Source organism: Pseudomonas sp. PDM13 (assembly GCF_025685765.1).
Lineage (GTDB): Bacteria > Pseudomonadota > Gammaproteobacteria > Pseudomonadales > Pseudomonadaceae > Metapseudomonas > Metapseudomonas solani.
Window position 1 is genome coordinate 86978 of record NZ_JAOTQU010000012.1, and the last position, 26772, is coordinate 113749.

28 protein-coding genes are annotated in these 26772 nt (G+C 66.3%); 17 read left to right on the plus strand and 11 right to left on the minus strand.

From position 1 onward, the window contains the following. Window positions 1-36 precede the first annotated feature (36 nt). From ccmA to OEJ36_RS14445, 11 genes are all read left to right on the plus strand, one after another. Complete coding sequence (gene ccmA / locus OEJ36_RS14395; protein WP_263402065.1) at window positions 37-672, plus strand: cytochrome c biogenesis heme-transporting ATPase CcmA; 636 nt, start codon at window positions 37-39, stop codon at window positions 670-672. Next, on the plus strand, window positions 669-1340 hold the full coding sequence (gene ccmB, locus OEJ36_RS14400; RefSeq protein ID WP_021220561.1) for a heme exporter protein CcmB: 672 nt from the start codon (window positions 669-671) through the stop codon (window positions 1338-1340). Before ccmA ends, ccmB begins: the two co-directional genes overlap by 4 nt. 165 nt (window positions 1341-1505) lie before the next feature. Beyond that, window positions 1506-2261, plus strand: coding sequence for a heme ABC transporter permease (locus OEJ36_RS14405; protein WP_021220560.1), 756 nt, complete (start codon window positions 1506-1508; stop codon window positions 2259-2261). Then, complete coding sequence (ccmD, locus tag OEJ36_RS14410; RefSeq protein WP_043245772.1) at window positions 2258-2434, plus strand: heme exporter protein CcmD; 177 nt, start codon at window positions 2258-2260, stop codon at window positions 2432-2434. The genes OEJ36_RS14405 and ccmD overlap by 4 nt, the downstream gene beginning before the upstream one ends. Next, complete coding sequence (ccmE, locus tag OEJ36_RS14415) at window positions 2431-2883, plus strand: cytochrome c maturation protein CcmE (RefSeq protein ID WP_021220558.1); 453 nt, start codon at window positions 2431-2433, stop codon at window positions 2881-2883. The genes ccmD and ccmE overlap by 4 nt, the downstream gene beginning before the upstream one ends. Before the next feature lie 3 nt (window positions 2884-2886). Next, window positions 2887-4860 carry a heme lyase CcmF/NrfE family subunit gene (locus OEJ36_RS14420; RefSeq protein ID WP_263402066.1) on the plus strand — a complete coding sequence of 658 codons (1974 nt, stop codon included), beginning with the start codon at window positions 2887-2889 and terminating at the stop codon, window positions 4858-4860. Beyond that, window positions 4857-5393 (plus strand): DsbE family thiol:disulfide interchange protein, encoded by a 537-nt coding sequence (locus tag OEJ36_RS14425; protein WP_263402067.1) that lies wholly within the window; start codon window positions 4857-4859, stop codon window positions 5391-5393. The genes OEJ36_RS14420 and OEJ36_RS14425 overlap by 4 nt, the downstream gene beginning before the upstream one ends. After that, window positions 5390-5875, plus strand: a complete 486-nt coding sequence (locus OEJ36_RS14430) for a cytochrome c-type biogenesis protein (protein ID WP_263402068.1) — start codon at window positions 5390-5392, stop codon at window positions 5873-5875. Before OEJ36_RS14425 ends, OEJ36_RS14430 begins: the two co-directional genes overlap by 4 nt. Further along, the gene (gene ccmI, locus OEJ36_RS14435; protein ID WP_263402069.1) at window positions 5875-7083 is read left to right on the plus strand and encodes a c-type cytochrome biogenesis protein CcmI; all 1209 of its coding nucleotides are present in this window, start codon (window positions 5875-5877) and stop codon (window positions 7081-7083) included. The genes OEJ36_RS14430 and ccmI overlap by 1 nt, the downstream gene beginning before the upstream one ends. Window positions 7084-7108: 25 nt before the next feature. Beyond that, window positions 7109-7513: a hypothetical protein gene (locus OEJ36_RS14440; RefSeq protein WP_263402070.1), complete on the plus strand. Its 405-nt coding sequence runs from the start codon at window positions 7109-7111 to the stop codon at window positions 7511-7513. A gap of 119 nt (window positions 7514-7632) precedes the next feature. Then, on the plus strand, window positions 7633-8196 hold the full coding sequence (locus tag OEJ36_RS14445; RefSeq protein ID WP_263402071.1) for a DUF4124 domain-containing protein: 564 nt from the start codon (window positions 7633-7635) through the stop codon (window positions 8194-8196). Window positions 8197-8271: 75 nt separating this feature from the next. Here OEJ36_RS14445 and OEJ36_RS14450 read toward each other — a convergent pair whose 3' ends face one another. The 9 genes from OEJ36_RS14450 to gcl form a co-directional block, all read right to left on the minus strand. Next, window positions 8272-9270 carry a sulfate ABC transporter substrate-binding protein gene (locus tag OEJ36_RS14450; protein ID WP_263402072.1) on the minus strand — a complete coding sequence of 333 codons (999 nt, stop codon included), beginning with the start codon at window positions 9268-9270 and terminating at the stop codon, window positions 8272-8274. Between the two features lie 87 nt (window positions 9271-9357). Beyond that, a complete protein-coding gene (locus tag OEJ36_RS14455) occupies window positions 9358-9975 on the minus strand; it encodes a hypothetical protein (RefSeq protein WP_263402073.1) in 618 nt (205 codons plus the stop codon). After that, window positions 9962-10804 (minus strand): ion transporter, encoded by an 843-nt coding sequence (locus tag OEJ36_RS14460; protein ID WP_263402074.1) that lies wholly within the window; start codon window positions 10802-10804, stop codon window positions 9962-9964. Before OEJ36_RS14460 ends, OEJ36_RS14455 begins: the two co-directional genes overlap by 14 nt. 53 nt (window positions 10805-10857) lie before the next feature. Further along, the gene (locus OEJ36_RS14465; protein ID WP_263402075.1) at window positions 10858-11778 is read right to left on the minus strand and encodes an urea transporter; all 921 of its coding nucleotides are present in this window, start codon (window positions 11776-11778) and stop codon (window positions 10858-10860) included. A gap of 122 nt (window positions 11779-11900) precedes the next feature. Next, window positions 11901-13316 carry a pyruvate kinase gene (gene pyk / locus OEJ36_RS14470; protein WP_263402076.1) on the minus strand — a complete coding sequence of 472 codons (1416 nt, stop codon included), beginning with the start codon at window positions 13314-13316 and terminating at the stop codon, window positions 11901-11903. Further along, window positions 13313-14587, minus strand: coding sequence for a glycerate kinase (locus OEJ36_RS14475; RefSeq protein WP_263402077.1), 1275 nt, complete (start codon window positions 14585-14587; stop codon window positions 13313-13315). Before OEJ36_RS14475 ends, pyk begins: the two co-directional genes overlap by 4 nt. Before the next feature lie 180 nt (window positions 14588-14767). Next, a complete protein-coding gene (locus OEJ36_RS14480) occupies window positions 14768-15658 on the minus strand; it encodes a 2-hydroxy-3-oxopropionate reductase (RefSeq protein ID WP_021220545.1) in 891 nt (296 codons plus the stop codon). Window positions 15659-15675: 17 nt separating this feature from the next. Then, entirely contained in the window at window positions 15676-16458 is a 783-nt protein-coding gene (hyi, locus tag OEJ36_RS14485) for a hydroxypyruvate isomerase (protein ID WP_263402078.1), read from the minus strand. Window positions 16459-16519: 61 nt separating this feature from the next. Next, complete coding sequence (gcl, locus tag OEJ36_RS14490; RefSeq protein ID WP_263402079.1) at window positions 16520-18295, minus strand: glyoxylate carboligase; 1776 nt, start codon at window positions 18293-18295, stop codon at window positions 16520-16522. A gap of 337 nt (window positions 18296-18632) precedes the next feature. On the opposite strand from gcl, the gene OEJ36_RS14495 reads away from it, so the two are divergent. Next, window positions 18633-19076, plus strand: a complete 444-nt coding sequence (locus tag OEJ36_RS14495; protein WP_021220542.1) for a GlcG/HbpS family heme-binding protein — start codon at window positions 18633-18635, stop codon at window positions 19074-19076. A gap of 161 nt (window positions 19077-19237) precedes the next feature. Further along, window positions 19238-20674 carry an RtcB family protein gene (locus OEJ36_RS14500; protein ID WP_263402080.1) on the plus strand — a complete coding sequence of 479 codons (1437 nt, stop codon included), beginning with the start codon at window positions 19238-19240 and terminating at the stop codon, window positions 20672-20674. Window positions 20675-20684: 10 nt separating this feature from the next. On the opposite strand, the gene OEJ36_RS14505 is transcribed toward OEJ36_RS14500, so the two are convergent. Then, a complete protein-coding gene (locus tag OEJ36_RS14505) occupies window positions 20685-21314 on the minus strand; it encodes a TetR/AcrR family transcriptional regulator (RefSeq protein ID WP_411861009.1) in 630 nt (209 codons plus the stop codon). A 218-nt stretch (window positions 21315-21532) separates the two neighbouring features. Between OEJ36_RS14505 and moaA the strand changes: the two genes are divergently transcribed. The 4 genes from moaA to OEJ36_RS14525 all read left to right on the plus strand — a co-directional run bounded on the left by moaA (window position 21533) and on the right by OEJ36_RS14525 (window position 25574). Further along, window positions 21533-22528 carry a GTP 3',8-cyclase MoaA gene (gene moaA / locus OEJ36_RS14510; RefSeq protein WP_031288156.1) on the plus strand — a complete coding sequence of 332 codons (996 nt, stop codon included), beginning with the start codon at window positions 21533-21535 and terminating at the stop codon, window positions 22526-22528. Between the two features lie 162 nt (window positions 22529-22690). Continuing rightward, window positions 22691-24049 carry an 8-oxoguanine deaminase gene (locus OEJ36_RS14515; protein WP_184488883.1) on the plus strand — a complete coding sequence of 453 codons (1359 nt, stop codon included), beginning with the start codon at window positions 22691-22693 and terminating at the stop codon, window positions 24047-24049. A gap of 76 nt (window positions 24050-24125) precedes the next feature. Continuing rightward, the gene (locus OEJ36_RS14520) at window positions 24126-24938 is read left to right on the plus strand and encodes a substrate-binding periplasmic protein (protein ID WP_263402124.1); all 813 of its coding nucleotides are present in this window, start codon (window positions 24126-24128) and stop codon (window positions 24936-24938) included. A gap of 186 nt (window positions 24939-25124) precedes the next feature. Further along, entirely contained in the window at window positions 25125-25574 is a 450-nt protein-coding gene (locus tag OEJ36_RS14525; protein ID WP_263402081.1) for a PA2169 family four-helix-bundle protein, read from the plus strand. A gap of 84 nt (window positions 25575-25658) precedes the next feature. On the opposite strand, the gene OEJ36_RS14530 is transcribed toward OEJ36_RS14525, so the two are convergent. Further along, entirely contained in the window at window positions 25659-26480 is an 822-nt protein-coding gene (locus OEJ36_RS14530) for an outer membrane protein OmpK (protein WP_410478769.1), read from the minus strand. Window positions 26481-26772: the final 292 nt, after the last annotated feature.

The following is a 26772-nucleotide window of genomic DNA, read 5'->3' on the forward strand; positions in this document are numbered from 1 at the left end:
TCCATGACTTGAGTTCCCCCCAGGGTATCCGTTGCCGTGACCAGTCCTTATCTCGAGACCCACGATCTCGCCTGCGAGCGCGACTGGCGCATGCTGTTCGAGCGGCTCGACCTGCGCCTCGGCCATGGCGAGATGCTGCAGGTGGCCGGCCCCAACGGCAGCGGCAAGACCAGCCTGCTGCGCCTGCTCTGCGGGCTGATGCAGCCCACCGCCGGCGAAGTACGGCTGAAGGGCGTCGCCCTGGCCGGGCAGCGCGGTGAACTGGCCCGCGAACTGCTCTGGATCGGCCATGCCGCCGGCATCAAGGGGCTGCTCAGCCCCGAAGAGAACCTCGCCTGGCTCTGTGCCCTGCACCAGCCGGCCAGCCGCGATGCCATCTGGCAGGCGCTGGACGCGGTAGGCTTGCGCGGCTTCGAAGATGTGCCCTGCCATACCCTGTCCGCCGGCCAGCAGCGCCGCGTGGCCCTGGCGCGCCTCTACCTCGATGCGCCGCCGCTGTGGATCCTCGACGAACCCTTCACCGCCCTCGACAAGCAGGGCGTGGCGCAACTGGAAGAGCACCTGGCGCAGCACTGCGATAACGGCGGCCTGGTGGTGTTCACCACCCACCACAGCATGAGCCGCGTTCCCGCCGGCTACCGCGAACTCGACCTGGGGCGACGCGCCGCATGATCCGTGTATTCAGCCTGGTCGTGGCCCGTGAGGCGCGCTTGCTGTTCCGCCGACCGGCGGAGCTGGCCAACCCCCTGGTGTTCTTCGCTATCGTCATCGCTCTGTTCCCCCTGGCCGTCGGCCCGGAGACGCAATTGTTGCAAAGCCTTTCTCCGGGGCTGGTCTGGGTGGCGGCCCTATTGGCCGTCCTGCTCTCGCTGGACGGGCTTTTCCGCAGTGATTTCGAAGATGGCTCGCTTGAACAGTGGGTCGTTTCGCCGCACCCCCTGCCGCTTCTGGTTTTGGCCAAGGTGCTGGCACACTGGCTTTTTTCCGGGCTGGCATTGGTACTGCTGGCGCCCCTGCTGGCGCTGATGCTGGGCCTGCCAGCGCGCTGCCTGCCGGTGCTGCTCGGCTCGCTGCTGCTGGGAACGCCGGTGCTGAGCCTGCTCGGCGCCGTCGGTGCGGCCCTGACCGTGGGCCTCAAGCGCGGCGGGCTATTGCTGGCGCTATTGATTCTGCCGCTGTACATCCCGGTGCTGATTCTTGGCAGCGGGGCGATGCAAGCGGCCCTGCAAGGACTGCCTGCAGTCGGCCACCTGTTGTGGCTGGCCTGCCTCACCGCTCTGGCGGTGACCCTGACTCCCTTTGCCATAGCCGCCGGCCTGACCATCAGCGTCGGCGAATAAGAAACAGAGTTGCCTGATCATGAGAAAGCTGTTGAAAAACGTAGCGAGCGCAGCCGAGACAAGGCGAAAGCAGGCGAGGGCGCGGAGTTTAGTCGCCCTAAATGAGCAGCCCGAGCCTGCTTTCAACGCAGTACCGGCAAGCGCAGTAGTTTTGAGGCAGCTTTCATGAACTGGACCTGGTTCCACAAGCTGGGCTCGCCCAAATGGTTCTACGAGATCAGCGGCCGCTGGCTGCCCTGGTTCGCCTGGGCGGCGGGCATCCTGATCACCGCCGGCCTGGTCTGGGGCCTGGCCTTCGCGCCGCCGGACTACCAGCAGGGCAATAGCTTCCGCATCATCTACATCCACGTGCCGGCCGCCTTCCTGGCGCAGTCCTGCTACGTGATGCTGGCGGTGTGCGGCGTGGTCGGGCTGGTGTGGAAGATGAAGCTCGCCGACGTCGCCTTGCAGGCCGCCGCCCCCATCGGCGCCTGGATGACCGCCATCGCGCTGCTTACCGGTGCCATCTGGGGCCGCCCGACCTGGGGCGCCTGGTGGGTCTGGGATGCCCGACTGACGTCGATGCTCATCCTCCTTTTCCTCTACTTCGGTGTCATTGCCCTGGGCCAGGCGATCAGCAATCGTGACAGCGCCGCCAAGGCCTGCTCGGTGCTGGCCATCGTCGGCGTGATCAACATCCCGATCATCAAGTACTCGGTGGAGTGGTGGAACACCCTGCACCAGCCGGCGACCTTCACCGTGACCGAGAAGCCGGCCATGCCTGCCGAGATGTGGGTGCCGCTGCTGATCATGGTGCTGGGCTTCTACTGCTTCTTCGCCGCGGTCCTGATGATGCGCATGCGCCTCGATGTGCTGCGCCGCGAGGCGCGGGCCAGCTGGGTCAAGGCCGAGGTCAAGGCACTGGTGGAGAAGGCATCGTGAATTTCGCGTCGTTCGGTGAGTTCATCGCCATGGGCCATCACGGCCTCTATGTCTGGAGCGCTTACGGCATCAGCCTGGCCATCCTGATTCTCAACGTCGCGCTGCCGCTGCTGGCGCGCCGTCGCTACCTGCAAGACGAGGCGCGTCGTTTGCGCCGGGAGGAGTCGAAGTGAATCCGATCCGCAAGAAGCGCCTGTTCATCATCCTGGCCATCCTGGCCGGTGTGGGAATCGCCGTGGCGCTGGCGTTGTCGGCGCTGCAACAGAACATCAACCTGTTCTACACCCCCACGCAGATCGCCAACGGCGAAGCGCCCAAGGACACCCGCATCCGCGCGGGCGGCATGGTCCGCGACGGTTCGGTGCAACGCTCGCAGGACTCCCTCGAGGTGCAGTTCGTGGTCACCGACTTCGCCAAGGACGTGACCATCCGCTACCACGGCATCCTTCCGGACCTGTTCCGCGAAGGGCAGGGCATCGTCGCCCTGGGCAAACTGGACGCTGACGGCGTGCTGGTGGCCGATGAAGTGCTGGCCAAGCACGACGAGAAGTACATGCCGCCGGAAGTGACCAAGGCGCTGAAAGAAAGCGGCCAGATGGCCCCCGCGAAGAAAGAGGGCTGACCCATGATTCCCGAACTCGGCCACCTGGCCCTGATCCTCGCCCTGTGCATGGCCGCCGTGCAGGCGACCCTGCCGCTGATCGGCGCCTGGCGCGGCGACCGCCAATGGATGAGCCTGGCCCAGCCGGCGGCCTGGGGGCAGTTCGCCTTCCTCGCCTTCGCCTTCGGTTGCCTCACCTACGCCTTCATGGTCGACGACTTCTCCGTCTCCTATGTGGCCAGCAACTCCAACAGCGCGTTGCCCTGGTACTACAAGTTCAGCGCCGTATGGGGCGCCCACGAGGGCTCGCTGCTGCTCTGGGCGCTGATCCTCGGCGGCTGGACCTTCGCCGTGTCGGTGTTCTCCCGCCAACTGCCGGAGGTGATGCTGGCCCGCGTGCTCGCGGTGATGGGGATCATCAGCATCGGCTTCCTGTCGTTCCTGATCATCACCTCCAACCCCTTCAATCGCCTGCTGCCGAACATGCCGGCCGACGGCAACGACCTCAACCCGCTGCTGCAGGACTTCGGCCTGATCGTTCACCCGCCGATGCTCTACATGGGCTACGTGGGCTTCTCGGTGGCCTTCGCCTTCGCCATCGCCGCGCTGCTGGGCGGTCGCCTCGACGCTGCCTGGGCACGCTGGTCGCGCCCGTGGACCATCGTCGCCTGGGCCTTCCTCACCGTCGGTATCGTGCTGGGCTCCTGGTGGGCCTACTACGAGCTCGGCTGGGGCGGCTGGTGGTTCTGGGACCCGGTGGAAAACGCCTCCTTCATGCCCTGGCTGGTGGGCACCGCGCTGATCCACTCCCTGGCGGTGACCGAGAAGCGCGGCGTGTTCAAGAGCTGGACGGTGCTGCTGGCCATCGCTGCCTTCTCCCTCAGCCTGCTGGGCACCTTCCTGGTCCGCTCCGGGGTGCTCACCTCGGTGCATGCCTTCGCGTCGGACCCGGAGCGCGGGGTGTTCATCCTGATCTTCCTGCTGATGGTGGTGGGCGGTTCGCTGACCCTGTTCGCCGTCCGCGCGCCGGTGGTCAAGAGCCAGGTGGGCTTCGCCCTCTGGTCCCGCGAGACCCTGCTGCTGGTGAACAACCTGGTGCTGGTGGTGGCTGCCTCGATGATTCTCCTCGGCACCCTCTACCCGCTGGTGCTGGACGCGATCTCCGGCGCCAAGCTGTCGGTGGGGCCGCCGTACTTCAATGCCCTGTTCGTGCCGCTGATGGCGCTGCTGATGCTGGTGATGGCCGTGGGCGTGCTGGTGCGCTGGAAGGACACCCCGGTGAAGTGGCTGCTGGGCATGCTCGGCCCGGTGCTGATCGCCAGCCTGGTGCTCGGCGTGGTGGCTGCATACGTGTACGGTGACTTCCACTGGGCGGTGCTGGCGGTGTGCTGCCTGTCCGCCTGGGTGGTGCTGGCCGGTGTGCGCGACCTGCTCGACAAGACCCGCCACAAGGGCCTGCTCAAGGGCTCCCGCAGCCTGACCCGCAGCTACTGGGGCATGCAGCTGGCCCACCTCGGCATCGCCGTGTGTGCACTGGGTGTGGTGCTTTCCAGCCAGTACAGCGCCGAGCGCGACCTGCGCCTGGCACCGGGCGAGTCCATGGAGCTGGCCGGCTACCGCTTCGTGTTCGAGGGCGCTGCCCACCACGAAGGCCCCAACTTCACCTCCGACAAGGGCACCGTGCGCGTGCTCGACGGTGATCGCGAGATCGCCGTGCTGCACCCGGAGAAGCGCCTGTACACCGTGCAGCAGTCGATGATGACCGAGGCCGGCATCGACGCCGGCCTGACCCGCGACCTCTACGTGGCCCTGGGCGAGCCCCTGGGCGATGGCGCCTGGGCCGTGCGCGTGCACGTCAAACCCTTCGTCCGCTGGATCTGGTTCGGTGGCCTGCTGATGGGCCTCGGCGGGGTGCTGGCGGCGTTCGACCCGCGTTATCGGGTCAAGGTGAAAACCCGCGTGCGTGATGCACTGGGCATGGCTGGAGCACAAGCATGAAGCGCCTGATCCTGTTGCTGCCCCTGGTGATTTTCCTGGGTGTGGCGGTGTTCCTCTACCGCGGGCTGTTCCTCGACCCCGCCGAGCTGCCCTCGGCGCTGATCGACAAGCCGTTCCCGGCGTTCTCCCTGCAGTCCGTGGACGGCTCGCGCACCCTCACCGAGGCGGACCTCAAGGGCAAGCCGGCGCTGGTCAACGTCTGGGGCACCTGGTGCATTTCCTGCCGGGTCGAGCACCCGGTGCTGAACAAGCTGTCGCAGATGGGCGTGGTGATCCACGGCGTCAACTACAAGGATGACAACGCCGCTGCGCTGAAATGGCTGAAGGAGTTCCACAACCCCTACCAGCTGGACATCCGCGACGAGAAGGGCAGCCTCGGGTTGGACCTGGGCGTTTATGGCGCTCCCGAGACCTTCCTGATCGACAAGGACGGCATCATCCGCCACAAGTTCGTCGGCGTGATCGACGAGGTCGTCTGGCGTGAGCAACTGGCGCCGTTGTACCAGGCCCTGGTCGACGAGGCCGGTCAATGAAGCGCCTGATCGCTGCCCTGGCCCTTGGCCTCGCCCTCACCGGCGTGGCCCGCGCGGCCATCGACACCTACGAGTTCAAGGACGAGGCCGAGCGCGAGCGCTTCCGCGTGCTCACCGAGGAACTGCGCTGCCCCAAGTGCCAGAACCAGAACATCGCCGACTCCAACGCCCCCATTGCCACCGACCTGCGTCGCGAGATCTTCCGCATGCTGGAAGAGGGCAAGGGCGACGACGAGATCGTCGACTTCCTGGTGGCCCGCTATGGCGATTTCGTGCGCTACAAGCCGCCGGTCAACGGCCGCACCCTGCTGCTCTGGTACGGCCCGGCGGGCCTGCTGGTGGGTGGTCTGCTGGTGCTCGGGGTGATCGTGCTGCGTCGCCGTCGCGTGGAGAACGCGCCGGAGGATGCACTGCTTTCCAGCGATGAGCGTGCCCGCCTGGATGCGCTGCTCAATCAAGAGACTCAGGACAAGAACCACTGATGATCGATTTCTGGCTCGCCGCCGGCCTGCTTCTGCTGGTCGCCCTCGCATTCCTGCTGATCCCCGTGCTGCGTGGCCGCAAGGCCCAGGCCGAAGAGGACCGCACCGCACTCAACGTCGCCCTGTACCAGGAGCGCCTGGCCGAACTCCAGGGCCAGCGCGCCGCCGGCACCCTGACCGAAGCGCAACTCGAAGCGGGCCGTGCCGAAGCCGCCCGTGAGCTGCTGGCCGACACCGAAGGCGCCGACCTGGGCCGCACCTCGCGCCTGGGCAAGGCCTTGCCGCTGGCCGCCGCACTGGCGGTGCCGCTGCTGGGCATCGGCCTGTACCTGCACTGGGGCGCCAGCGACAAGGTGGAGCTGGCCCGCGAAATGCGCGAGCAGCCGCAGACCATCGAAGAGATGACCACGCGCCTGGAGAAGGTCGTCAAGGCCCAGCCGGATTCCGCCGAGGGCTGGTACTTCCTCGGCCGCACCTACATGGCCCAGCAGCGCGTCGCCGATGCCGCCAAGGCCTACGAGCGTGCCGTGGAGATCGCCGGCCGCCAGCCCGAGCTGCTGGGGCAATGGGCGCAGGCACTGTATTTCGCCAGCGACAAGCGCTTCACCCCCGAGGTGCAGGCCTTGACCGAGGAGGCCCTGAAGGCCGACGCCAACGAAGTCACCAGCCTTGGCCTGCTGGGCATCGCCGGTTTCGAGGATGGCCGCTTCACCGACGCCATCGGCTACTGGGAGCGCCTGATCGCCGTGCTGCCGCAGGACGACCCATCCCGCGCGGCCCTGCAGGGCGGCATCGACCGGGCCCGCGAGAAGCTCGCCGAGAAGGGTGAAGCCCAGCCGCAGCCGGAGACCTTCACCAAGTCCATGCCGCAGTTGAAGGTCCGTGTGGACCTGGCCGCCGCGCTCAAGGACAAGGTGCAGCCGGACGACGCGGTGTTCATCTTCGCCCGCGCCGCCGAAGGCCCGCCCATGCCGCTGGCGGTGAAACGCCTGACGGTGAAGGAACTGCCGGCCGAGGTGCTGCTCAGTGACGCCGACGCGATGATGCCGCAGCTGAAGATCTCCAACTTCGCACAGGTGCAACTGGTGGCGCGCATCTCCCGCGAGGGCAATGCCAAGGCAGGCGAATGGATCGGACGCAGCGAGCCGTTGTCTAGTGCTGTACAGGAGCAGCAGCGCCTGACCATCGACAGCCCGGACCAGCCCTGATCCACAGACCGACGAGCACGCAGCCATGAATTCGACCCTTCGACTTTCCCTTGCCTGCCTGCTCCTCGGCCTTGCCGGTTGCTCCCTGCAACCGCCAGCCCCCGATCACGGCGGCAGCGCGGGTACGCCCCAGCAGCTGCCGCCACCCGGCCAGCAGAACCGCCCGCCGGTGACGCCCTCCCAGCCGCTGCCGCCCAAGGTCACGCGGATGAAGTCCCACCCGCGCTACGCACCGCCGCCCGGCGCTGCCTGCTACTGGGATACGGCCCTGGGCGTCTATGTGCTCGAAGGCCAGCAGGACCTCTACTACCGCGAGCGCACCTACTACCGCTGGAACCAGGGCTGGACCTGGTCCAACAGCCCCACGGGCCCCTGGCAGCCGACCGACTCCAGCGGCGTGCCCGCCGGCCTGGGCCGTCGCCATCCCTGAGCCCATGACCGCGCACCCGGACGCGCGGTCATGACCATCCGACCACTGCCCATCTGCCGCATGGACAGCGTTCTACCCCTTGTGTACTGTGCTGGCGTTCTGCCATTTGGAGCACAAGGATGTTCGCTCGTCTTGCCTTGGTCTTCCTGACCCTTCTCACCACCTCCAGCGTGTTCGCCCAGGTCTACCAGTGGCGCGACGAGCAGGGGAAGGTGCATTTCACCGACACCCCGCCCCCTGAAAGTCGCGATGTCACCGAGCAGAAGCTGCAGGTGAACACCATCCAGGGGCTGGACGACTCCCAGGTCCAGCGGACTTCGTCCCGCAAGATGTTCGAGGATGACGATGAGGAGGAGCTGAACCCCGGCCAGTTGCACCAGAAGGGCAAGGTGCAGTGTGCCGCCGCCATCCGCCGCATGCCGTCCCTGATCGCCGAGACCCAGAAGCTGGGCCGTGAGGCCGTGCGCCAGAAGCGCGCCACCCAGGCGCAACTGGACGACGCCATGTACAAGATGGACGCCGCCTACAAGGAGATGAAGCGCAACGAGAAGGCCTGCGCGAGTGATTACGTGAAGGGGGGCGAGGCGCGCCTGGCGGTGAACTGCCTGGCCGATACCGACGACGTGATGACCTTCGGCCTGTGCATGAAGTTCGGCGAGTGGGCGAGTACCTTCGGGCAGTGATGCCAATCGCTCCAGCCTGACCCGCAATGAAAAACGGCGACCCGAGGGTCGCCGTTTTCGTGTCTGTCGCCTGCCTTACTGGCCGGTGTAGACCTGGTCGAATACGCCACCGTCGTTGAAGTGGGTCTTCTGCACGTCACGCCAGTTGCCGAAGGTCTTCTCGACGGAGAGGAACTCCACCTTGGGGAAGCGATCGGCGAACTTGGCGAGGATCTCCGGGTTGCGCGGGCGCAGGTAGTTGTTGCCGGCGATGGTCTGGCCTTCGTCGCTCCACAGGTACTTGAGGTACGCCTCGGCAGCCTCGCGGGTGCCTTTCTTGTCCACCACCTTGTCGACCACGGCCACGGGCGGCTCGGCTTCGGCGGAGACGCTCGGGTAGACCACTTCGAAGCCGCCACGGCCGAACTCGCGGGCGATCATCTCGGCTTCGTTCTCGAAGGTCACCAGCACGTCGCCGATCTGGTTCTGGATGAAGGTGGTGGTGGCGGCGCGGCCACCGGTGTCCAGTACCGGGGCCTGCTTGAACAGCTTGCCGACGAATTCCTTGGCCTTGTTCTCGTCACCGCCGTTCTTCAGCACGTAGCCCCAGGCGGAGAGGTAGGTGTAGCGGCCGTTGCCCGAGGTCTTGGGGTTGGGCACGACGACTTGCACGCCGTCCTTGAGCAGGTCCGGCCAGTCTTTCAGGCCCTTGGGGTTGCCCTTGCGCACGATGAACACGGTGGCGGAGGTGAAGGGTGCGCTGTTGTTCGGCAGGCGCTCGGCCCAGTTCTGCGGCACCAGGCCGCCGTTGTCGGCCAGGGCGTTGATGTCGGTGGCCTGGTTCATGGTGATGACGTCGGCGGGCAGGCCGTCGATCACGGCACGGGCCTGCTTGCTGGAGCCGCCGTGGGACATCTGCAGGGTGATGTTCTCGCCTTTCTCCTGCTGCCAGTGCTTCTGGAAGGCGGCGTTGTAGTCCTTGTAGAAGTCGCGCATCACGTCGTAGGAGACGTTGAGCAGGGTGGGGGCGGCCTGGGCCGCACTGGCCAGTGCCAGGCCCGCTGCCAGCAGCGAAGCGGAGAACAGACGTTTCACGGATCGTTCCTTCTATGGAGTGAGAGCAAGGGAATATAGCGGTGTGCCATATATTCTTTTAAATACTGAAAACGAATTTGCTTATTCTCAGGCCAATGCTTGCAGCGCGCCAAGCAGATTCGCGCGTGCCGGTTGCTCCCAGCGCTGCGCCAGCGGTGTCTTGTGGTAAAGGCGGGGCATGTCCAGCAACTGCTTCAGCAGCTTGCTGCGCGCCGCACGGAACAGCGGCTCCGGCACCCATTCGTACTCCGCGCGCACGGCTTTTTCGTAGGCGTCGTAGAGTGCGGGCGGCGCTGCGAGGATCGACAGGTCCAGGTCCACTACCAGCTCGGCATCCCCGGCCCGCGGCGGTTCCATGTGGCGGGTGGCGAGGATCAGCCCGCGCAGCGCTTCGCCATGGTCGCCGAGCCCGGCTTCCAGCAGCCAGATGACCGTCTGCTCGGCGCTGGCGGCTTCGTTGTCCTGGCGCTGCGGGTCGTACACCAGGTCGTGGGTCCAGAGCGCCAACTCGACCCGGTCGGGGTGGTCGGCCAGGTGGCTCCACTCGTCGAAATGGCCCAGGCATGCGGCGATGTGGGCGGTGCTGTGGTACTGGCGCTGGGGCGTGCCATAGGCCGCCTGCAGGTGCTCGAAGCTGCCTTCGGGAGCCGGGGCGCCCAGGCGTAGCCAGAGGGCGTCCCAACGTGCCTGATCAAGTTGCTTCATGTTCGCCTCCTCGGGGGAAGAGCGGGTTGCCGCAGCGGCTGCAGAAGCTCGCGGCGGATTCGTGGCTGCGCTTGCGGCAGGTGGGGCATTCCTGGTCCAGCTGCCCTTCCTGGCGCATGGCGTTGGCCAGTTCGGCGCTGAAGATACCCGTGGGCACGGCGATGATCGAGTAGCCGGTGATCATCACCAGGCTTGCTACCGCCTGGCCCAGCGCCGTTTTCGGGGTGATGTCGCCAAAGCCGACCGTGGTCAGGGTGACCACCGCCCAGTAGATGCTGGTGGGGATGCTGGTGAAGCCGTTCTCCGGCCCTTCGATCACGTACATCAGCGCGCCGAAGACCACCACCAGGGTGGAGACGCTGAGGAGGAATACCACGATCTTCTGGCGGCTGCTGCGCAGCGCGCTGACCAGGAAGTTCGCCTGCACCAGGTAATGACGCAGCTTGAAGATGCGGAACACCCGCACCAGGCGCAGGGCGCGGATGATCAGCAGGTACTGGGCGTCCGGGTAGAAGAGCGCGACCACGCCGGGGATGATGGCCATCAAGTCCACCAGGCCGAAGAAGCTGAAGGCATAGCGCAGCGGCTTCGGCGAGCTGTACAGGCGCAGCAGGTACTCCGCCACGAACAGGCCGGTGATGACCCATTCCAGACCGGACAGCAGCCCGGCATGACGGTTGTGGATGTGCTCGACGCTGTCCAGCAGCACGATCACCAGGCTGGCCAGGATCAGCCAGATGAGCCAGGTGTCGAAGCGCCGCCCGGCCGGGGTATCGGCCTGGAAGATGATGCTGTGCAGGCGCGCGCGCCTGCTGTTTGCCTCGGCCATGGAGTCCTCCTCAGGAGACGAACCTTAGCAGAGCCGAAGCCGCCCGCCGCGCCTCAGTGGCGCAGGCGGGTAGGGCGCGGCCTGGTGCCGTTCTGGCGCCACAGGCGGCCGCCAGCGATCACCAGCCAGCAGGCGAGGATGAAGGGTGCCGTCATGGCGGGCAGCTGGAAGGCGGCGAAGCCCGGTTGCAGCAGTGTGCCGAGGGCGACGCCGATGACGACCACCGGCAGGCTGGCGAGACGCTTGCCCAGGGTGATGCCGATGAGCACGCCGTTGAGGCTGAACAGCCCGGCCAGCAGGGCGTCGGTGGGCAACCTGAGCCAGAGGCCGAGGGCCAATGACAGCGCGCTGCCGAACAGGGCCCAGAGCGCCACCCGCCAGGAGGCCAGCAGCAACCCGAGGAACACGCAGGCCCCGGCCACCGGGTCGGCGAGGAAGATCACCTGGCCGAAGCCGCGCACCAGGGCGAGGGCCAGGCCGGCGGCATCGGCGTCGAAAATGGTCGCCGGCGGGGTTGGCAGGGCGGTCAGCTGCAGCCCATGGGCCAGCCACAGCAGCAGCCAGCCGAAGCCGACGAAGGGGCTGGTGAAGGCGGGCAGCCACTCGCGCTCCCGGGCGTTGCGCAGCAGGCGGTGCAGCAGCAGGGTGGAGAGGCCGGCGCAGCAGATGATCAGCAGCGGCAGGTGCAGCGTCCAGGCGAAGCGCGTGCACAGCAGCATGCCCAGCAGCACGCCGTTGTAGCCATAGAGGCCGGCCTCCACGTCGTCACGCGGGTAGCCCCGGCGCAGGGCGGTGAGCCAGCTGGCGAAGCCGCCGAGCAGTGCGCCACCGAGCAGGTCGGGCGCGCCGATGGCGATGGCGCAGAGCAGGAGGATGCCGCAGCCGGGGTGGCGCTGCAGGAAGATCTGGCTGAAACCGTTGAGCTGGGCGCTGGCCCAGGAACGGGCATCACAAGGCAGAGAAAGGTGTCGCATGGCAGTGGCCGGTTGAAAGGGAAAAGGCGCCCGTCCCTGGGGACGCGGCGCCTGCGAGTGGCATTCGACCTGCCGAAGCAGGGCGGCCCGGTGCGTCTATGCGCGCCGTGGCCGTGCGTGGATCAGTCCAGGTGCTCGATGCGCAGCATGTTGGTGGTGCCCGGCTGGCCCAGGGGCACGCCGGCGGTGATCACCAGGGTGTCGCCACTGCGGGCCATGCCCTGGGCGCGGGCGATCTCCAGGGCGGTGCCGGTGACGTCCTCGACCTTTTCCAGGCGCTGGTTGACCACCGAGTAGATGCCCCAGGCGACGGTCAGGCGGCGTGCGGTCTCCAGGCTCGGGGTGAGGCTTAGGATCGGTGCCTTGGGCCGCTCGCGGGAGGCGCGCAGGCTGGAGCTGCCGGACTCGGTGTAGTTCACCAGGGCCGCCACCGGGAGGATGCTGCTGATGCGGCGGATGGCGCAGCTGATGGCATCCGAGGCGGTGGCTTCGGCCTGCGGGCGGCTGACGTCGAGCTGGGACTGGAAGTCCGGGCCCTGTTCCACCTGGCGGATGATCTTGCTCATCATCTGCACGGTTTCCAGTGGGTAGTCACCGGAGGCGGTTTCGGCGGAGAGCATCACCGCGTCGGTGCCTTCGGCCACGGCGTTGGCCACGTCCGTCACCTCGGCGCGGGTCGGCGCCGGGGAGAAGCGCATGGATTCCAGCATCTGGGTGGCAACCACCACCGGGCGGCCGAGCTGGCGGCAGGTGCGGATGATGTCCTTCTGGATGCGCGGCACGTTCTCGGCCGGCACTTCGACGCCCAGGTCGCCACGGGCGACCATGATGGCGTCGCACAGGCGGGCGATCTCTTCCAGGTGCTGCACGGCCGAGGGCTTCTCGATCTTGGCCATCAGCGCGGCACGGCCCTGGATCAGGCCACGGGCTTCGACGATGTCTTCGGGGCGCTGGACGAAGGAGAGGGCGACCCAGTCGACGCCCAGTTCCAGGCCGAAGTCGAGGTCGCGGCGGTCCTTGGGCGTCAGCGGGGAAAGCTGCAGCACCGCTTCGGGGACGTTGACGCCCTTGCGGTCGGACAGCTCGCCACCGGCGATCACCTGGGTGTCGATGGCATCGGCGTGCTTGGCGGTCACCTGCAGGCGCAGGCGGCCGTCGTCCAGCAGCAGGTTCATGCCCGGCTGCAGGGCTTCGATGATTTCCGGGTGGGGCAGGTTGACCCGGGTGGCGTCGCCCGGAGTGGCATCCAGGTCCAGGCGCAGGGCCTGGCCGCGCTCGAGGTGGACCTTGCCTTCGGCGAAGCGGCCGACGCGGAGTTTCGGCCCCTGCAGGTCCATGAGGATGCCGATGGGGCGCGAAAGCTGGCGTTCGACCTCGCGCACCCACTGGTAGCGCTGGGCGTGGTCGGCGTGTTCGCCGTGGCTGAAGTTGAGGCGGAACAGGTTGACCCCGGCCTCCACCAGTTGGCGGATGTCGTCGACGCCTTTGATGGCAGGGCCGAGGGTGGCGAGGATTTTGACTTTCTTGTCGGCGGTCATTGTGCGGGGCTCTCGAGAATCAGGATGGCGCGGAAGTCGTTGACATTGGTGCGGGTCGGCTCGGTGACGATCAGGCTGTCCAGGGCGGCGAAGTAGCCGTAGCCGTTGTTGTTGTCGAGTTCGTCGCTGGCGGAGAGGCCGAGCTCGGCGGCGCGGGCATGGCTGGCCGGGGTCATGATGGCGCCGGCGTTGTCTTCCGAACCGTCGATGCCGTCGGTGTCGCCGGCCAGGGCGTAGACGCCGGGCAGGCCCTTGAGGGTGTTGGTCAGGCTCAGCAGGAATTCGGCGTTGCGCCCGCCGCGGCCATTGCCGCGTACGGTGACGGTGGTCTCGCCGCCGGAGAGGATCACGCAGGGCGGCTTGATCGGCTGGCCGTGGAGGACGATCTGCCGGGCGATGCCGGCATGGACCTTGGCCACCTCGCGGGATTCGCCTTCCAGGTCGCCGAGAATTATGGGTGTGAGGCCAGCGGCGCGGACCTTCTCGGCGGCGGCATCGAGGGACTGCTGAGGCGTGGCGATCAGCTGGAAGTGGCTGCGCGAGAGTACCGGGTCACCGGGTTTCACGGTCTCGGAGCGCGGGTCCAGCAGCCAGGCGCGGACGTTGGCCGGCACCTCGATCTGGTAGCGGGCGAGAATCGCCAGGGCTTCGGCCGAGGTGGTCGGGTCGGCCACGGTGGGGCCGGAGGCGATCACGGTGGCTTCGTCGCCGGGCACGTCGGAGATGGCGTAGGTGTAGACGCTGGCCGGCCAGCAGGCCTTGGCCAGGCGGCCGCCCTTGATCGCCGAAAGGTGCTTGCGCACGCAGTTCATTTCGGAGATGGAGGCGCCGGATTTCAGCAGGTCCTTGTTGATCGCCTGCTTGTCCTTGAGGGTGATGCCTTCGGCGGGCAGCGCCAGCAGCGAGGAGCCGCCGCCGGAGAGGAGGAAGATCACCCGGTCGCTCTCGGACAGGCCGCTGACCAGCTTGAGCACGCGCTGTGCGGTTTCCAGCCCGGCGGCATCCGGCACCGGGTGCGCGGCCTCGACCACTTCGATGCGGCGGCAGTTGGCGCCGTGCTCGTAGCGGGTCACCACCAGGCCGGAGATCTCGCCCTGCCATTCCTGCTCGATCACCTCGGCCATGGCGGCGGCGGCCTTGCCGGCACCGATGACGATGACGCGGCCGCTGCGGTCGGCGGGCAGATGGTCGGCCAGAACCTGGCGGGGGTGGGCGGCGTCGATGGCGGTGGCGAAGAGGTCGCGCAGCAGGCTTTGCGGATCGAAGGACATGACAGACTCCGGAGGGGCGCTGAGTTCTTGTTCTGGTGGTGCTTTCGAGGGCGATTGCAGTCCCCAGCCGCCGCGTGCAGCGGCTCGGGACTGGAATCGACCTCCCTGGCCATTGGGCCGTGACTCCGCCAGCCAGGAAGGTCGAAAGGGGTGCCGGGCGGGTGCCCGGCGAATAGCGGCTTACTCTTTACGGATGGAGAAGTTGGCCATGTGCTCCAGGCCCTTCACCAGTGCGGAGTGGTCCCAGTTGCTGCCACCGATGGCGGCGCAGGTGCTGAACACCTGCTGGGCGTTGGCGGTGTTGGGCAGGTTCAGGCCCAGCTCGCGTGCGCCGGCCAGGGCCAGGTTGAGGTCCTTCTGGTGCAGGCTGATGCGGAAGCCCGGGTCGAAGGTGCCCTTGATCATGCGCTCGCCGTGCACTTCGAGGATCTTCGAGCCGGCGAAACCACCCATCAGGGCCTCGCGGACCTTGGCCGGGTCGGCACCGTTCTTGGCGGCGAACAGCAGGGCTTCGGCAACGGCCTGGATGTTCAGGGCGACGATGATCTGGTTGGCGACCTTGGCGGTCTGGCCATCACCGTTGCCACCGACGCGGGTGATGTTCTTGCCCATGGCCTGGAACAGCGGCAGGGCGCGTTCGAAGGCGTTCGGGCAGCCACCGACCATGATGCTCAGCGTCGCGGCCTTGGCGCCGACTTCACCGCCGGATACTGGGGCGTCCAGGTAGGAAGCGCCGGTGGCCTTGACCTTCTCGGCGAAGACCTTGGTGGCGGTCGGGGAGATGGAGCTCATGTCGATCACGACTTTGCCGGCGCCAACGCCTTCGACCACGCCGTCCTTGCGGAACAGCACGTCGTCGACCTGGGGGGTGTCCGGCACCATGATGATGATGAATTCGGCTTCCTGGGCCACTTCGCGCGGGTTGGCCAGGGCAACGCCGTTGTCACCGACCAGGTCGGCGGGCGCCTTGTCGAAGTGCTCGGAGAAGAACAGGGTGTGGCCGGCTTTCTGCAGGTTCTGAGCCATGGGCTTGCCCATGATGCCGGTGCCGATGAATCCGATCTTGGCCATGTGGATTACCTCTTTTCTTAGATGGCGTTATGGGTTTTCAGCCAGCCAAGGCCGGCGGCGGTGGTGGTGGCGGGCTTGTATTCACAGCCGACCCAGCCCTGGTAGCCGATGCGGTCCAGGTGCTCGAAGAGGAAGCGGTAGTTGATCTCGCCGGTACCCGGCTCGTTGCGGCCGGGGTTGTCGGCCAGCTGCACGTGGTTGATCACGGCGAGGTTGCCTTCCACGGTGCGGGCCAGGTCACCTTCCATGATCTGCATGTGGTAGATGTCGTACTGCAGGAACAGGTTGGCGCTTCCGACCTTCTCGCGAATGGCCAGGGCTTGTTGGGTGGTGTTCAGGTAGAAGCCTGGGATGTCGCGGGTGTTGATCATTTCCATGACCAGGCGCAGGCCGGCGGCTTCCAGCTTGTCGGCGGCGTACTTCAGGTTGTCGACGAAGGTCTTCTCGACGGTGGCGCAGTCCGGGCCCTGGGGGCGGATGCCGGCCAGGCAGTTGACCTGCTTGTTGCCGAGCACCTTGGCGTAGGCGATGGCCTTGTCCACGCCGGCGCGGAATTCCTCGACGCGGTCGGGGTGGCAGGCGATGCCGCGCTCACCCTTGGCCCAATCGCCAGCGGGCAGGTTGAACAGCACCTGTTCCAGCTTGTTGGCGTCCAGGCGGGCCTTGATCTCTTCGGCCGGGAAGTCATAGGGGAAGAGGTATTCGACACCGGTGAAACCGGCTTCGGCAGCGGCGGCGAAGCGGTCCAGGAAGTCGACTTCGGTGAACAGCATGGACAGGTTGGCGGCAAAACGGGGCATGAAGATTCTCCTCGGTAGACGTCCCTCTCCCGCCACGAACGGGAGAGGGGGGCATTGCTCGTCAGTCCAGCATCGAGATGGCGGTCGGGGCGTCGGCGCCACGCAGGGCCAGTTCCTCGAACTCGTTGACGGCGTTGATCTCGGTACCCATGGAGATGTTGGTGACACGCTCCAGGATGACCTCGACCACGACCGGTACGCGGAACTCTTCCATCAGCTTGCGAGCCTTGGCGAAGGCACCTTGCAGCTCGTTGGCGTCGAACACGCGGATCGCCTTGCAACCCAGGCCCTCGACCACGGCGACGTGGTCGACGCCGTAGCCGTTGAGCTCCGGTGCGTTGATGTTTTCGAAGGACAGCTGCACGCAGAAGTCGATCTCGAAGCCACGCTGCGCCTGGCGGATCAGGCCCAGGTAGGAGTTGTTCACCAGCACGTGGATGTAGGGCAGGTTGAACTGCGCGCCCACGGCCAGTTCTTCGATCATGAACTGGAAGTCATAGTCACCGGACAGCGCGACCACTTGGCGAGCCGGGTCGGCCTTGACCACGCCGAGGGCGGCGGGGATGGTCCAGCCCAGCGGGCCGGCCTGGCCGCAGTTGATCCAGTGGCGCGGCTTGTACACGTGCAGGAACTGGGCGCCGGCGATCTGCGACAGGCCGATGGTGCTGACGTAGCAGGTGTCCTTGCCGAAGAACTCGTTCATCTCTTCGTAGACGCGCTGGGGCTTGACCGGCACGTTGTCGAAGTGGGTCTTGCGCTGCAGGGTGCGCTTGCGCTCGCGGCAGGATTCGGCCCAGGCGTTGCGGTCCTTCAGCTTGCCGGCGGCTTTCCACTCGCGGGCGACTTCCAGGAAGGCGTCCAGCGCGGAGCCGGCGTCGGAGACGATGCCCAGGTCCGGGGTGAAGACGCGGCCGATCTGGGTCGGTTCGATATCGACGTGGATGAAGCGGCGACCCTGGGTGTAGACGTCGACGGAGCCGGTGTGGCGGTTGGCCCAACGGTTGCCGATGCCGAACACCAGGTCGGATTCCAGCAGGGTGGCGTTGCCGTAGCGGTGCGAGGTCTGCAGGCCGCACATGCCGGCCATCAGCGCGTGGTCGTCGGGGATGGTGCCCCAGCCCATCAGGGTCGGGATCACCGGCACGCCGGTCAGCTCGGCGAACTCCACCAGCTTCTCGGATGCGTCGGCGTTGATGATGCCGCCACCGGCCACCAGCAGCGGGCGCTCGGCGTCATTGAGCATCGCCAGGGCCTTCTCGGCCTGGATGCGTGAAGCGGACGGCTTGTTCACTGCCAGCGGCTGGTAGGCCTCGATGTCGAACTCGATCTCGGCCATCTGTACGTCAAAGGGCAGGTCGATCAGCACGGGACCGGGACGGCCGCTGCGCATTTCGAAGAAGGCCTTCTGGAAGGCGTAGGGAACCTGGCCCGGCTCGAGGACGGTGGTCGCCCACTTGGTCACCGGCTTGACGATGTTGGTGATGTCGACGGCCTGGAAGTCTTCCTTGTGCAGGCGCGCACGCGGAGCCTGGCCGGTGATGCAGAGGATCGGGATGGAGTCGGCGGACGCCGAGTACAGGCCGGTGACCATGTCGGTGCCGGCGGGGCCGGAGGTACCGATGCACAGGCCGATGTTGCCCGGGTTGGTACGGGTGTAGCCCTCGGCCATGTGCGAGGCGCCTTCGACGTGACGAGCCAGTACATGGTCAATGCCGCCGATTTTGTTCAGTGCAGCGTAAAGCGGGTTGATGGCGGCGCCGGGGATGCCGAACGCGGTGTCGATGCCTTCGCGGCGCATCACCAGGACGGCGGCCTCGATTGCTCTCATTTTGGCCATGTTTTGTGCCTCTTTTCTTGTGAAAATTGTATACAAGGTGCTTGGGCCGGATTCTATTCAGCTGCCGACTCAAGGGTCAAGGAGATTTGTCGGGCGAAATGTCGCAGGCTGGTGAATCTTTAAAACGCCCGTTTGACGCGGCTTATAGAGTGCTTCTGGTGCAGTGGAAAAATGACTGTATACAAAATTCAATTTAATTGTATGTAGAGATTGATTTTTTTGTGTTCGGTGAGATAGTTGAGAAATGCACCGCCATTCGTACACCCGGCTCCGTGAAGGCCAGCATCACCCGGCGACGTGCCAATGCTTTCAACCACTCCCCTGAGGAAGCCTCACGATGAGCACCCTGTCCCTGGAAACCGCCGTCAGCATCTCCAACCGCGCACTGGCCATCGGTCGCGAGCTGCGTACCGCCCCCCTGACCATCGCCGTGCTGGATGCCGGCGGTCACCTGATCACCCTGCAGCGTGAAGACGGCGCGAGCATGCTTCGCCCGCAGATCGCCATCGGCAAGGCATGGGGCGCCGTTGCCCTGGGCAAGGGCTCGCGCCTGATCGCCGCCGATGCCCAGCAGCGCCCGGCCTTCATCGGTGCGGTGAACAACCTGGCGGACGGCAACCTGGTGCCGGCGCCGGGCGGCGTGCTGATCCGCAACCAGGCGGGCGAGGTGATCGGCGCCATCGGCATCAGCGGCGACACCTCCGACATCGACGAGCAGTGCGCCATCAGCGGCGTGGAGTCGGTGGGCCTGAAGGCCGATGCCGGCATCGCCGCGGCCTGATCCCCTCCCGTGCCTCCCGGCTGCGGGAGGCACCTTGGCGCAGGTGTTGAATCGCCCCGGCGATGCCGCTACCATCCGCGCCGTCCCTTTCTGCTGCTGACGGACATCCACATCGCCAATTCGGCGATGTCTTTTTTCGTCTGTCGAAAAAGCAGCATTCCATGAAGAAGACTCCCTTCAAGCGGGTTCAGCAGAAGCTGGCCCGATCCGGCGTGGCCATCAGCCGCGTCAATGGCAACACCCTGTCCGTTTCCTCACTGAACAGCGCCGGCCTGGGTGCCAGCATCCTGTTGCCCGAATCCTTTCCCATCGAGGAAAAGGCGGTGCTGCAGCTGCTGGATTTCGCCGGCGTGTCTCACCCCGAAGGTGGTGAGGTGCGTTGCGCCTGCGCGACGCCGGACTTTCACGCCGGCTCCGGCATCCCGGTGGGCTCGGTGATCGTCACCAGCCCCGAAATGGTGATCCCCCAGAGCATCGGTACCGATATCAACTGCGGCATGCGCCTGCATCGGCTGGGCATCCACTACGACGCCTTCCTCGCACGCAAGGCGGAATGGGTGGAGCGGGTGCGTGGCGACCTGCTGGGCGGCACTCGCAACATTCCCACCGCGCCGGGCGACATGACCGCGCTGTTCGGCGGCGGGCTCGGCGACTTCTGGAGTGCGGTGGGGCGCCGCCCCGATCGCGACGGGCTTCTGGCGCGGCTCGACCTGGAGCAGGTGACGCGTGAATTGGCCGGGCTGCACCCGTCGTCGTTCGCCCGTGGCGAGGCGGCCTATGCACCCGAGGCGCTGCAGAACACGGGGCGCGCGGTACTGCGCGACCCCGGGCTGGGCACCATCGGCGGTGGCAACCACTTCGTCGAGGTGCAGGTGGTGACCGAACTGGTGGACCGGCGCGCCTGCTTCGAGCGCGGGCTGTCGGTGGGGCAGGTGGTGGTGATGATCCACACCGGCTCGCGGGACGTCGGCTTCCACGTCGGTCGTCGTTGGATGGACAAGGCCCGGGAGCTGTGGCCCAAGGGAATGAAGCACCCCGAGTCCAAGGTGTTCGCCCTGGTGGGCGAGATGGCCGGGCAGTACCTGCTGGCCATGCACAGTGCGGCCCATTACGCCGATGCCAACCGGGCGCTGATCGCCGAGATGGTGCGCCAGCGCACCCGCGAGCTGTTCGGGCCGGACACCGAAGCGCCGCTGCTGGTGGATGTGCCCCACAACATCGTGCTGCAGGAGGCGGTGGGCAACGTGCATCGCAAGGGCGCGACGCCGGCCTATGCGGGGCAGGACCTGCTCATCCCCGGCAGCATGGGCCATGACTCCTACCTGCTCACCGGGCTCGGCAACGAGCGCTGGCTGAGCTCGGCCAGCCACGGCGCGGGGCGCTCGATGTCGCGTAGCGAGATCCTCTTCAAGGGGCGCAAGGACCCGGGCATTCTCGGGCTGGAGCGGGTGCAGTGCATCACCACCCGCGAGGAGCGGCTGATTGAGGAGGCGCCTGGCGCCTATAAGGAGATCGGCGAGGTGGTGCGTTCGCAGGTGGAAGAGGAAACGGTGGCGGTGATCGCCCGGTTCAGCCCGGTGCTCACCTTCAAGGCCTGAGGGGAACCCCTCAGGCGCTCTGCGCCTGGGGAACTTCTTCCACTTCGCAGCCTTTCAGCACGAGGCGGATGATGGTGTCGGCGGCGGCTTCATAGTCGGCATCGCTGAGGCTGGCCTTGCCGGTGACGACGGAGATCTGCCAGTCGAAGTCGGCATAGGTCTGGGTCGCGGCCCAGATGCTGAACAGCAGGTGGCTGGGGTCGATTTTTGCCATCAGCCCCTGGTCGATCCAGCCCTGGATGCAGGCGATGTTGTGGCGGGCCTGCTCGTTCAGGTGGGCGGTCTGCTCGGCGGAGAGGTGCGGCGCGCCGTGCATGATCTCGCTGGCGAACACCTTGGAGGCGTAGGGCAGCTCGCGGGAGATGCGGATCTTCGAGCGGATGTAGGCCTTGAGCACATCACCCGGGTGCCCCCCCGCATTGAACGGGTGGGAGGCGGCCAGCAACGGCTCGACGATGCTTTCGAGCACCTCGCGGTAGAGGTTCTCCTTGGACTTGAAGTAGTAGTAGACGTTGGGCTTTGGCAGGCCGGCCTTGGCTGCGATGTCGCTGGTCTTGGTGGCGGCGAAACCCTTGTCGGCAAACTCTTCACTGGCTGCCCGCAGGATCAGCTCTTTATTGCGCTCGCGAATGCTGCTCACATCTGCTCCTCTGTGCACTCGCCGGTGCCGTCACGGGTCGGCTGGCGGGCGGTCGGGCATGGTAGCACCGGGCTCCCGGGCCTCTCAAGCAAGCGGGTAGGGTGCTGCAGGGGCCGGGCGACAGGTTTCTGTATACAAGATTTGCGATTTCTGTTTTTATTCCGCATCCGTCCATGCCGCCGGGGTCCTGACCGGCGCGTGTTGCGGCAGGCTGCACCATGCAAGACAGCACATTGCGCGACCCCTTCGGTCGCCGGATCACCTACCTGCGCCTCTCGGTCACCGACCGTTGCGACTTCCGTTGCACCTACTGCATGAGCGAAGACATGGTTTTCGCTCCGCGGGCGCAGATACTCAGCCTCGAAGAACTCTACGCCGTGGCCGATGCCTTCATCGGGCTCGGGGTCAAGCGCATCCGCGTCACCGGCGGCGAACCGCTGGTGCGCAAGGGCGTGACCGGCCTGCTGGCCCGGCTCGGTGCCCGCAGCGAACTGGATGACCTGGCCATCACCAGCAACGGCTCGCAGCTCGCCCACATGGCCCAGGACCTGCGCGCCGCTGGCGTCACCCGCCTCAACATCAGCCTCGATTCCCTGCAGCGCGAGCGTTTCGCCGCCTTCACCCGTCGCGATAGCCTCGACCAGGTACTGGCCGGCATCGACGCCGCGCGTGCGGCCGGCTTCCGTCGCATCAAGCTCAACACCGTGGTGCAGAAGGGCCGCAATGACGACGAGGTGGAGGACCTGGTGGCCTTCGCCGTCGAACGCGATCTGGATATCAGCTTCATCGAGGAGATGCCCCTGGGCAGCATCTCCAGCCACGAGCGCAAGGTCACCCTGTGCACCTCCGAAGAGGTGCGCGAGCGGGTCGAGCAGCGCTTCCAGCTGCTGCCCAGCAGCCATCGCACCGGTGGCCCCTCGCGCTATTGGCAGGTGATCGGCAGCAACACCCAGGTCGGTTTCATTTCCCCCCACAGCCGCAACTTCTGCGGCGACTGCAACCGCGTGCGCGTCACCGCCGAAGGCAAGCTGGTGCTGTGCCTCGGCCACGAAGGTGCGCTGGACCTAAAGGCCCTGATCCGTCGCCACCCCGGTGACAGCGATCGGCTCCGCGCAGCGCTGGTGGATGCCTTGAGGTTGAAGCCGGAGCGGCACCATTTCGAGGCGGATTCCCAGGTACAAGTCGTCCGCTTCATGAGCACCACCGGCGGCTGATCGGCGTGCTGGGCTTAGCCCTGGCTGCGTTGCTTCATCTCGCCGTACGTACCGTACTGATCGTCGATGAAGCGCCTTGCCATGGCGTCTCCCAGCAACCCGATCCGCTGCTGCATTCCTTTTCAAGAACAAAAGCGCCCCTGAGGGCAGAGGAGAATACGCATGGGCAAGACATTGCTGGTGAAGAACGCTGACCTGCTGGTCACGATGGACGGCGAGCGCCGTGAGCTGAAGCAGGGCGGGCTGTTCATCGAGGACAACATCATCCGCCAGGTGGGGCCGAGCGCCGAGCTGCCGCAGACCGCCGACGAGGTGCTGGACCTCAAGGGCCATATCGTCATCCCCGGCCTGGTCAACACCCACCACCACATGTACCAGAGCCTCACCCGCGTGGTGCCGGCCGCTCAGGATGGCGAGCTGTTCAACTGGCTGACCAACCTCTACCCGATCTGGGCGCGCCTGACCCCGGAGATGATCCAGGTCTCCACCCAGACCGCCATGGCTGAGCTGATTCTCTCCGGCTGCACCACCTCCAGCGACCACCTGTACATCTACCCCAACGGCTGCAAGCTGGACGACAGCATTCACGCCGCCGGGGAGATCGGCATGCGCTTCCACGCCGCGCGCGGCAGCATGAGCGTCGGCCGCAGCCAGGGCGGCCTGCCGCCGGATTCGGTGGTGGAGAAGGAGGCGGACATCCTCAAGGAGTCCCAGCGCCTGATCGAGGATTACCACGACGCGTCCCACGGCTCGATGCTGCGGGTGGTGGTGGCGCCGTGCTCGCCATTCTCGGTGAGCCGCGACCTGATGCGCGAGGCGGCGGTGCTGGCGCGCCAGTACGGCGTGTCGCTGCACACCCACCTGGCGGAGAACGTCAACGACATCGCCTACAGCCGCGAGAAGTTCGGCATGACCCCGGCCGAGTACGCTGAGGACCTGGGTTGGGTCGGCCATGACGTGTGGCACGCCCACTGCGTGCAGCTCGACCAGCACGGCATCGACCTGTTCGCCCGCACCGGCACCGGTGTCGCCCACTGTCCCTGCTCGAACATGCGCCTGGCGTCGGGCATCGCGCCGATCCGCCGCATGCGCGATGCCGGCGTGCCGGTTGGCCTGGGTGTCGACGGTTCGGCCTCCAACGACGGCGCCACCATGATCGGCGAGGTGCGCCAGGCCCTGCTGCTGCAGCGCGTCGGCTTCGGCCCTGATGCGATGACCGCGCGCGAGGCCCTGGAGATCGCCACCCTGGGCGGCGCCAAGGTGCTCAACCGCAACGACATCGGCGCCCTGGCGCCGGGCATGGTGGCGGACTTCGTCGCCTTCGACCTGAAGCAGATCGCCTTCGCCGGCGCCCTGCACGACCCGCTGGCGGCGCTGGTGTTCTGCGCCCCGGCCCAGGTCTCCCACAGCGTGATCAATGGCCGCCAGGTGGTGAAGGACGGCCAGTTGATGACGGTCGACCTGCCGCGCGTGATCGAGCGCCACAACCGCCTCGCCCACCAGTTGGTGCTGGGTGAGTGATGACGCGCCGGCCGCGCTTGCCTCGCGGCCGGCCCCTGTTCCTCGACATAAGGAGAGTCTCTTGAGAACACGGTATCTGGGTTGGCTGCTGGCCGGCCTGTTGCCCCTGGGCGTCGCCCATGGGGAAAGCTATGTGGTAGGCGTCGAGCGCCAGTCCTTCCAGCCGCACTACTGGGTCGACGAGCAGGGCGAGTACCGCGGTTTCGCCCGTGAGGTACTGGACCTTTTCGCCCGCAGCGAACGCATCGAGTTGAGCTACCGCCCCCTGGCGGTTACCGAACTCACCGGGCGCCTGCTCAAGGGTGAGGTGGACCTGAAGTACCCGGACAGCCCCGAGTGGGCCGATGACCTCAAGGCCGGCAAACCCATGACCTACAGCGAGCCGGTGGTGGGGTACGTGGATGGTGTGCTGGTGGAGCCGAAGCGGGTCGGGCAGGGCGTCGAGGCCCTGCAGCGGCTGGCCATGGTGCAGGGTTGGACACCCCGTGGCTACCAGTCGCGCATCGACGAGGGCAAGGTGCAGCTGGTACAGGGCAACGACCTGCGGCAGATGATCCGCCAGGCGTTGAAGAAGCAGGCTGACGGCGCCTATTTCAACGTGGTGGTCGCCACCTATTACCTGGACAACATCCGTGCCCGCCCGGGAGCCCTGGTGTTCGACCCCTCGCTGCCGCACACCCGTGGCACCTTCCAGCTCTCCAGCTCCCGTCACCCCGAGCTGATCCAGCGCTTCAACCGCTTCCTGGCCGAACACAAGGGCGAGGTGGACGCGCTCAAGGCGCAGTACCGCGTCGAGGCCAACCTCGATTCCGAGTACATGGGCCTGGAGCAGTGGAAGGTGGATTACCTGAAGCGACAGAAGAGCAAGGACGCCCCCGCCAAACCCTGATCGACGAACGGGCCGCTCCGCGTGGGGCGGCCCGTATCCCGCCGACTCGCTGCGCTTGCGGTGAACCGCCCCGGCTTGCCTCGTGGCCGAAACCTTGAACCATCGGAAATCCCATCCGGTCCATTTTCCTGAGTGGCTGAGGAAGAGACTCGGCTGGAATCCCTACCGGAAAAAGAGGAAAGCACGATGGATAACCACAAGGCTATCTCCGTTCTCAACGACCTGATCGAAACCAGCAAGGATGGCGAAAAGGGGTTTCTCGAATGCGCTGAGGACATCAAGAATCCCCAGTTGAAAGCCACCTTCACCCAGCGCTCCCAGGAATGTGCACGCGCCGCTGCCGAGCTGCAGCAGGTGGTCCGTTCCATGGGCGGTGACCCGGAAACCTCTTCCAGCGTGGCTGGCGCCCTGCACCGTCGCTGGGTCGACCTCAAGGCGCTGGTCACCGGCAAGGATGATGCTGCCATCCTCAATGAGTGCGAGCGTGGCGAAGACGTGGCGCTGAAAGCCTACAAGGAGGCTCTGGGCAAGGAGCTGCCGGCCCCCGCGCGCTCCATCGTCGAGAAGCAACTGCTTGGCGTGCAGCGCAACCATGACGAGATCAAGGCCCTGCGCAACCTGGCTCGCGCCAGCTGATCGGGCTCCGGTGGCTTCCCGGCCACCCACGAAAAAGGGACGGCGTTTGCGCCGTCCCTTTTTTCATGCTGCCTGCAGGCGGGATCAGAAGTGCACTTTCACCAGCAGGCTGGCGGTGTTCTGGTCGGTACCGCCGAGAATCTCGTCGCCGAGGAAGCTGTCGTTGTCGATGGCGTACTTGTTGGTCCAGTAGTCGTATTCGAAACCGACATACAGCTGCTTGGCACCCAGGTTCATGGCCTTGCCCAGGTCGTACTTGATCTGCGGGTTGAAGTGCAGGTTGGCGTGCAGGTCGTTCGGGCGGCTGCTGGTGCCGTCCTTGTTGTTCCACACCCAGTCCATGAAGCCGTCGATGAGGATGTCGGAGTTGCCCACTGGGATGGTGTACGACCACACCGGGGTGACCTGCCACTGGCCGGCGGGGTTGTTGGTGATGCCGTCGGGCTTGCGGTAGTAGAAGTTCAGCTGGAAGAAATCGAAGCCGGGGATGGCCAGGTCGAAGCCTGGGCCGAGCAGGTAGTTCTGGTTGCGGTTCTCGCCACGCTCGTAGGTGGCGGCCAGCAGCACGTCGGTCACCGGGCCGAAGGCGATCTTCTGGTCGAACAGCTTGCCGAAGGACAGGCGCGGCTGGATTTCACCGTAGTAGGTGTTGTTGCCCGCGTTGGCGTCGGCCTTGCCGTTGTAGTTGATCTGGTCGGCGAAGATGAACAGGTCGCCCCAGGTCCAGCCACTGGCGTGCTCGAAGGTGAAGGTCTGCTGGATTTCCGGGTTGACCTTGAAATCCTTGCCATACAGGTAGGTGACGCTGTTGTTCTGCCACAGCAGCGGGCCGTCGGCCATGGCCTGCCCTCCCGCCAGGAGGCCTGCGGTAAGGGCGATGCAGTGAGGCAGATGCTTCAGGTTCATGCGGTTTTCCTTATTTTTCAGGGCTTCAGGTTTGCCTCTACGCAGCCGGCAGGAAGCCGCCCGACGGAGCAGGGCGGTCTTGCTGGAGGCGTGGAGGGATTCCGGGTTGGCCGTCCTGGCGTCAGCTCGGCATGACGACGCGGTCGGTCTTCGGATTCCGGGGCGGCGACGGGCGATCTTCAGCGCTGGGCTGTTCGGCTGCGTCGTGCGATATGCGCCGGGCCTCGTGGGGGGAGGCCTCGGTGGGGAATGTCGTGAACGGGGAGGGCAGGACAGTGGGCATGTCGCGGTC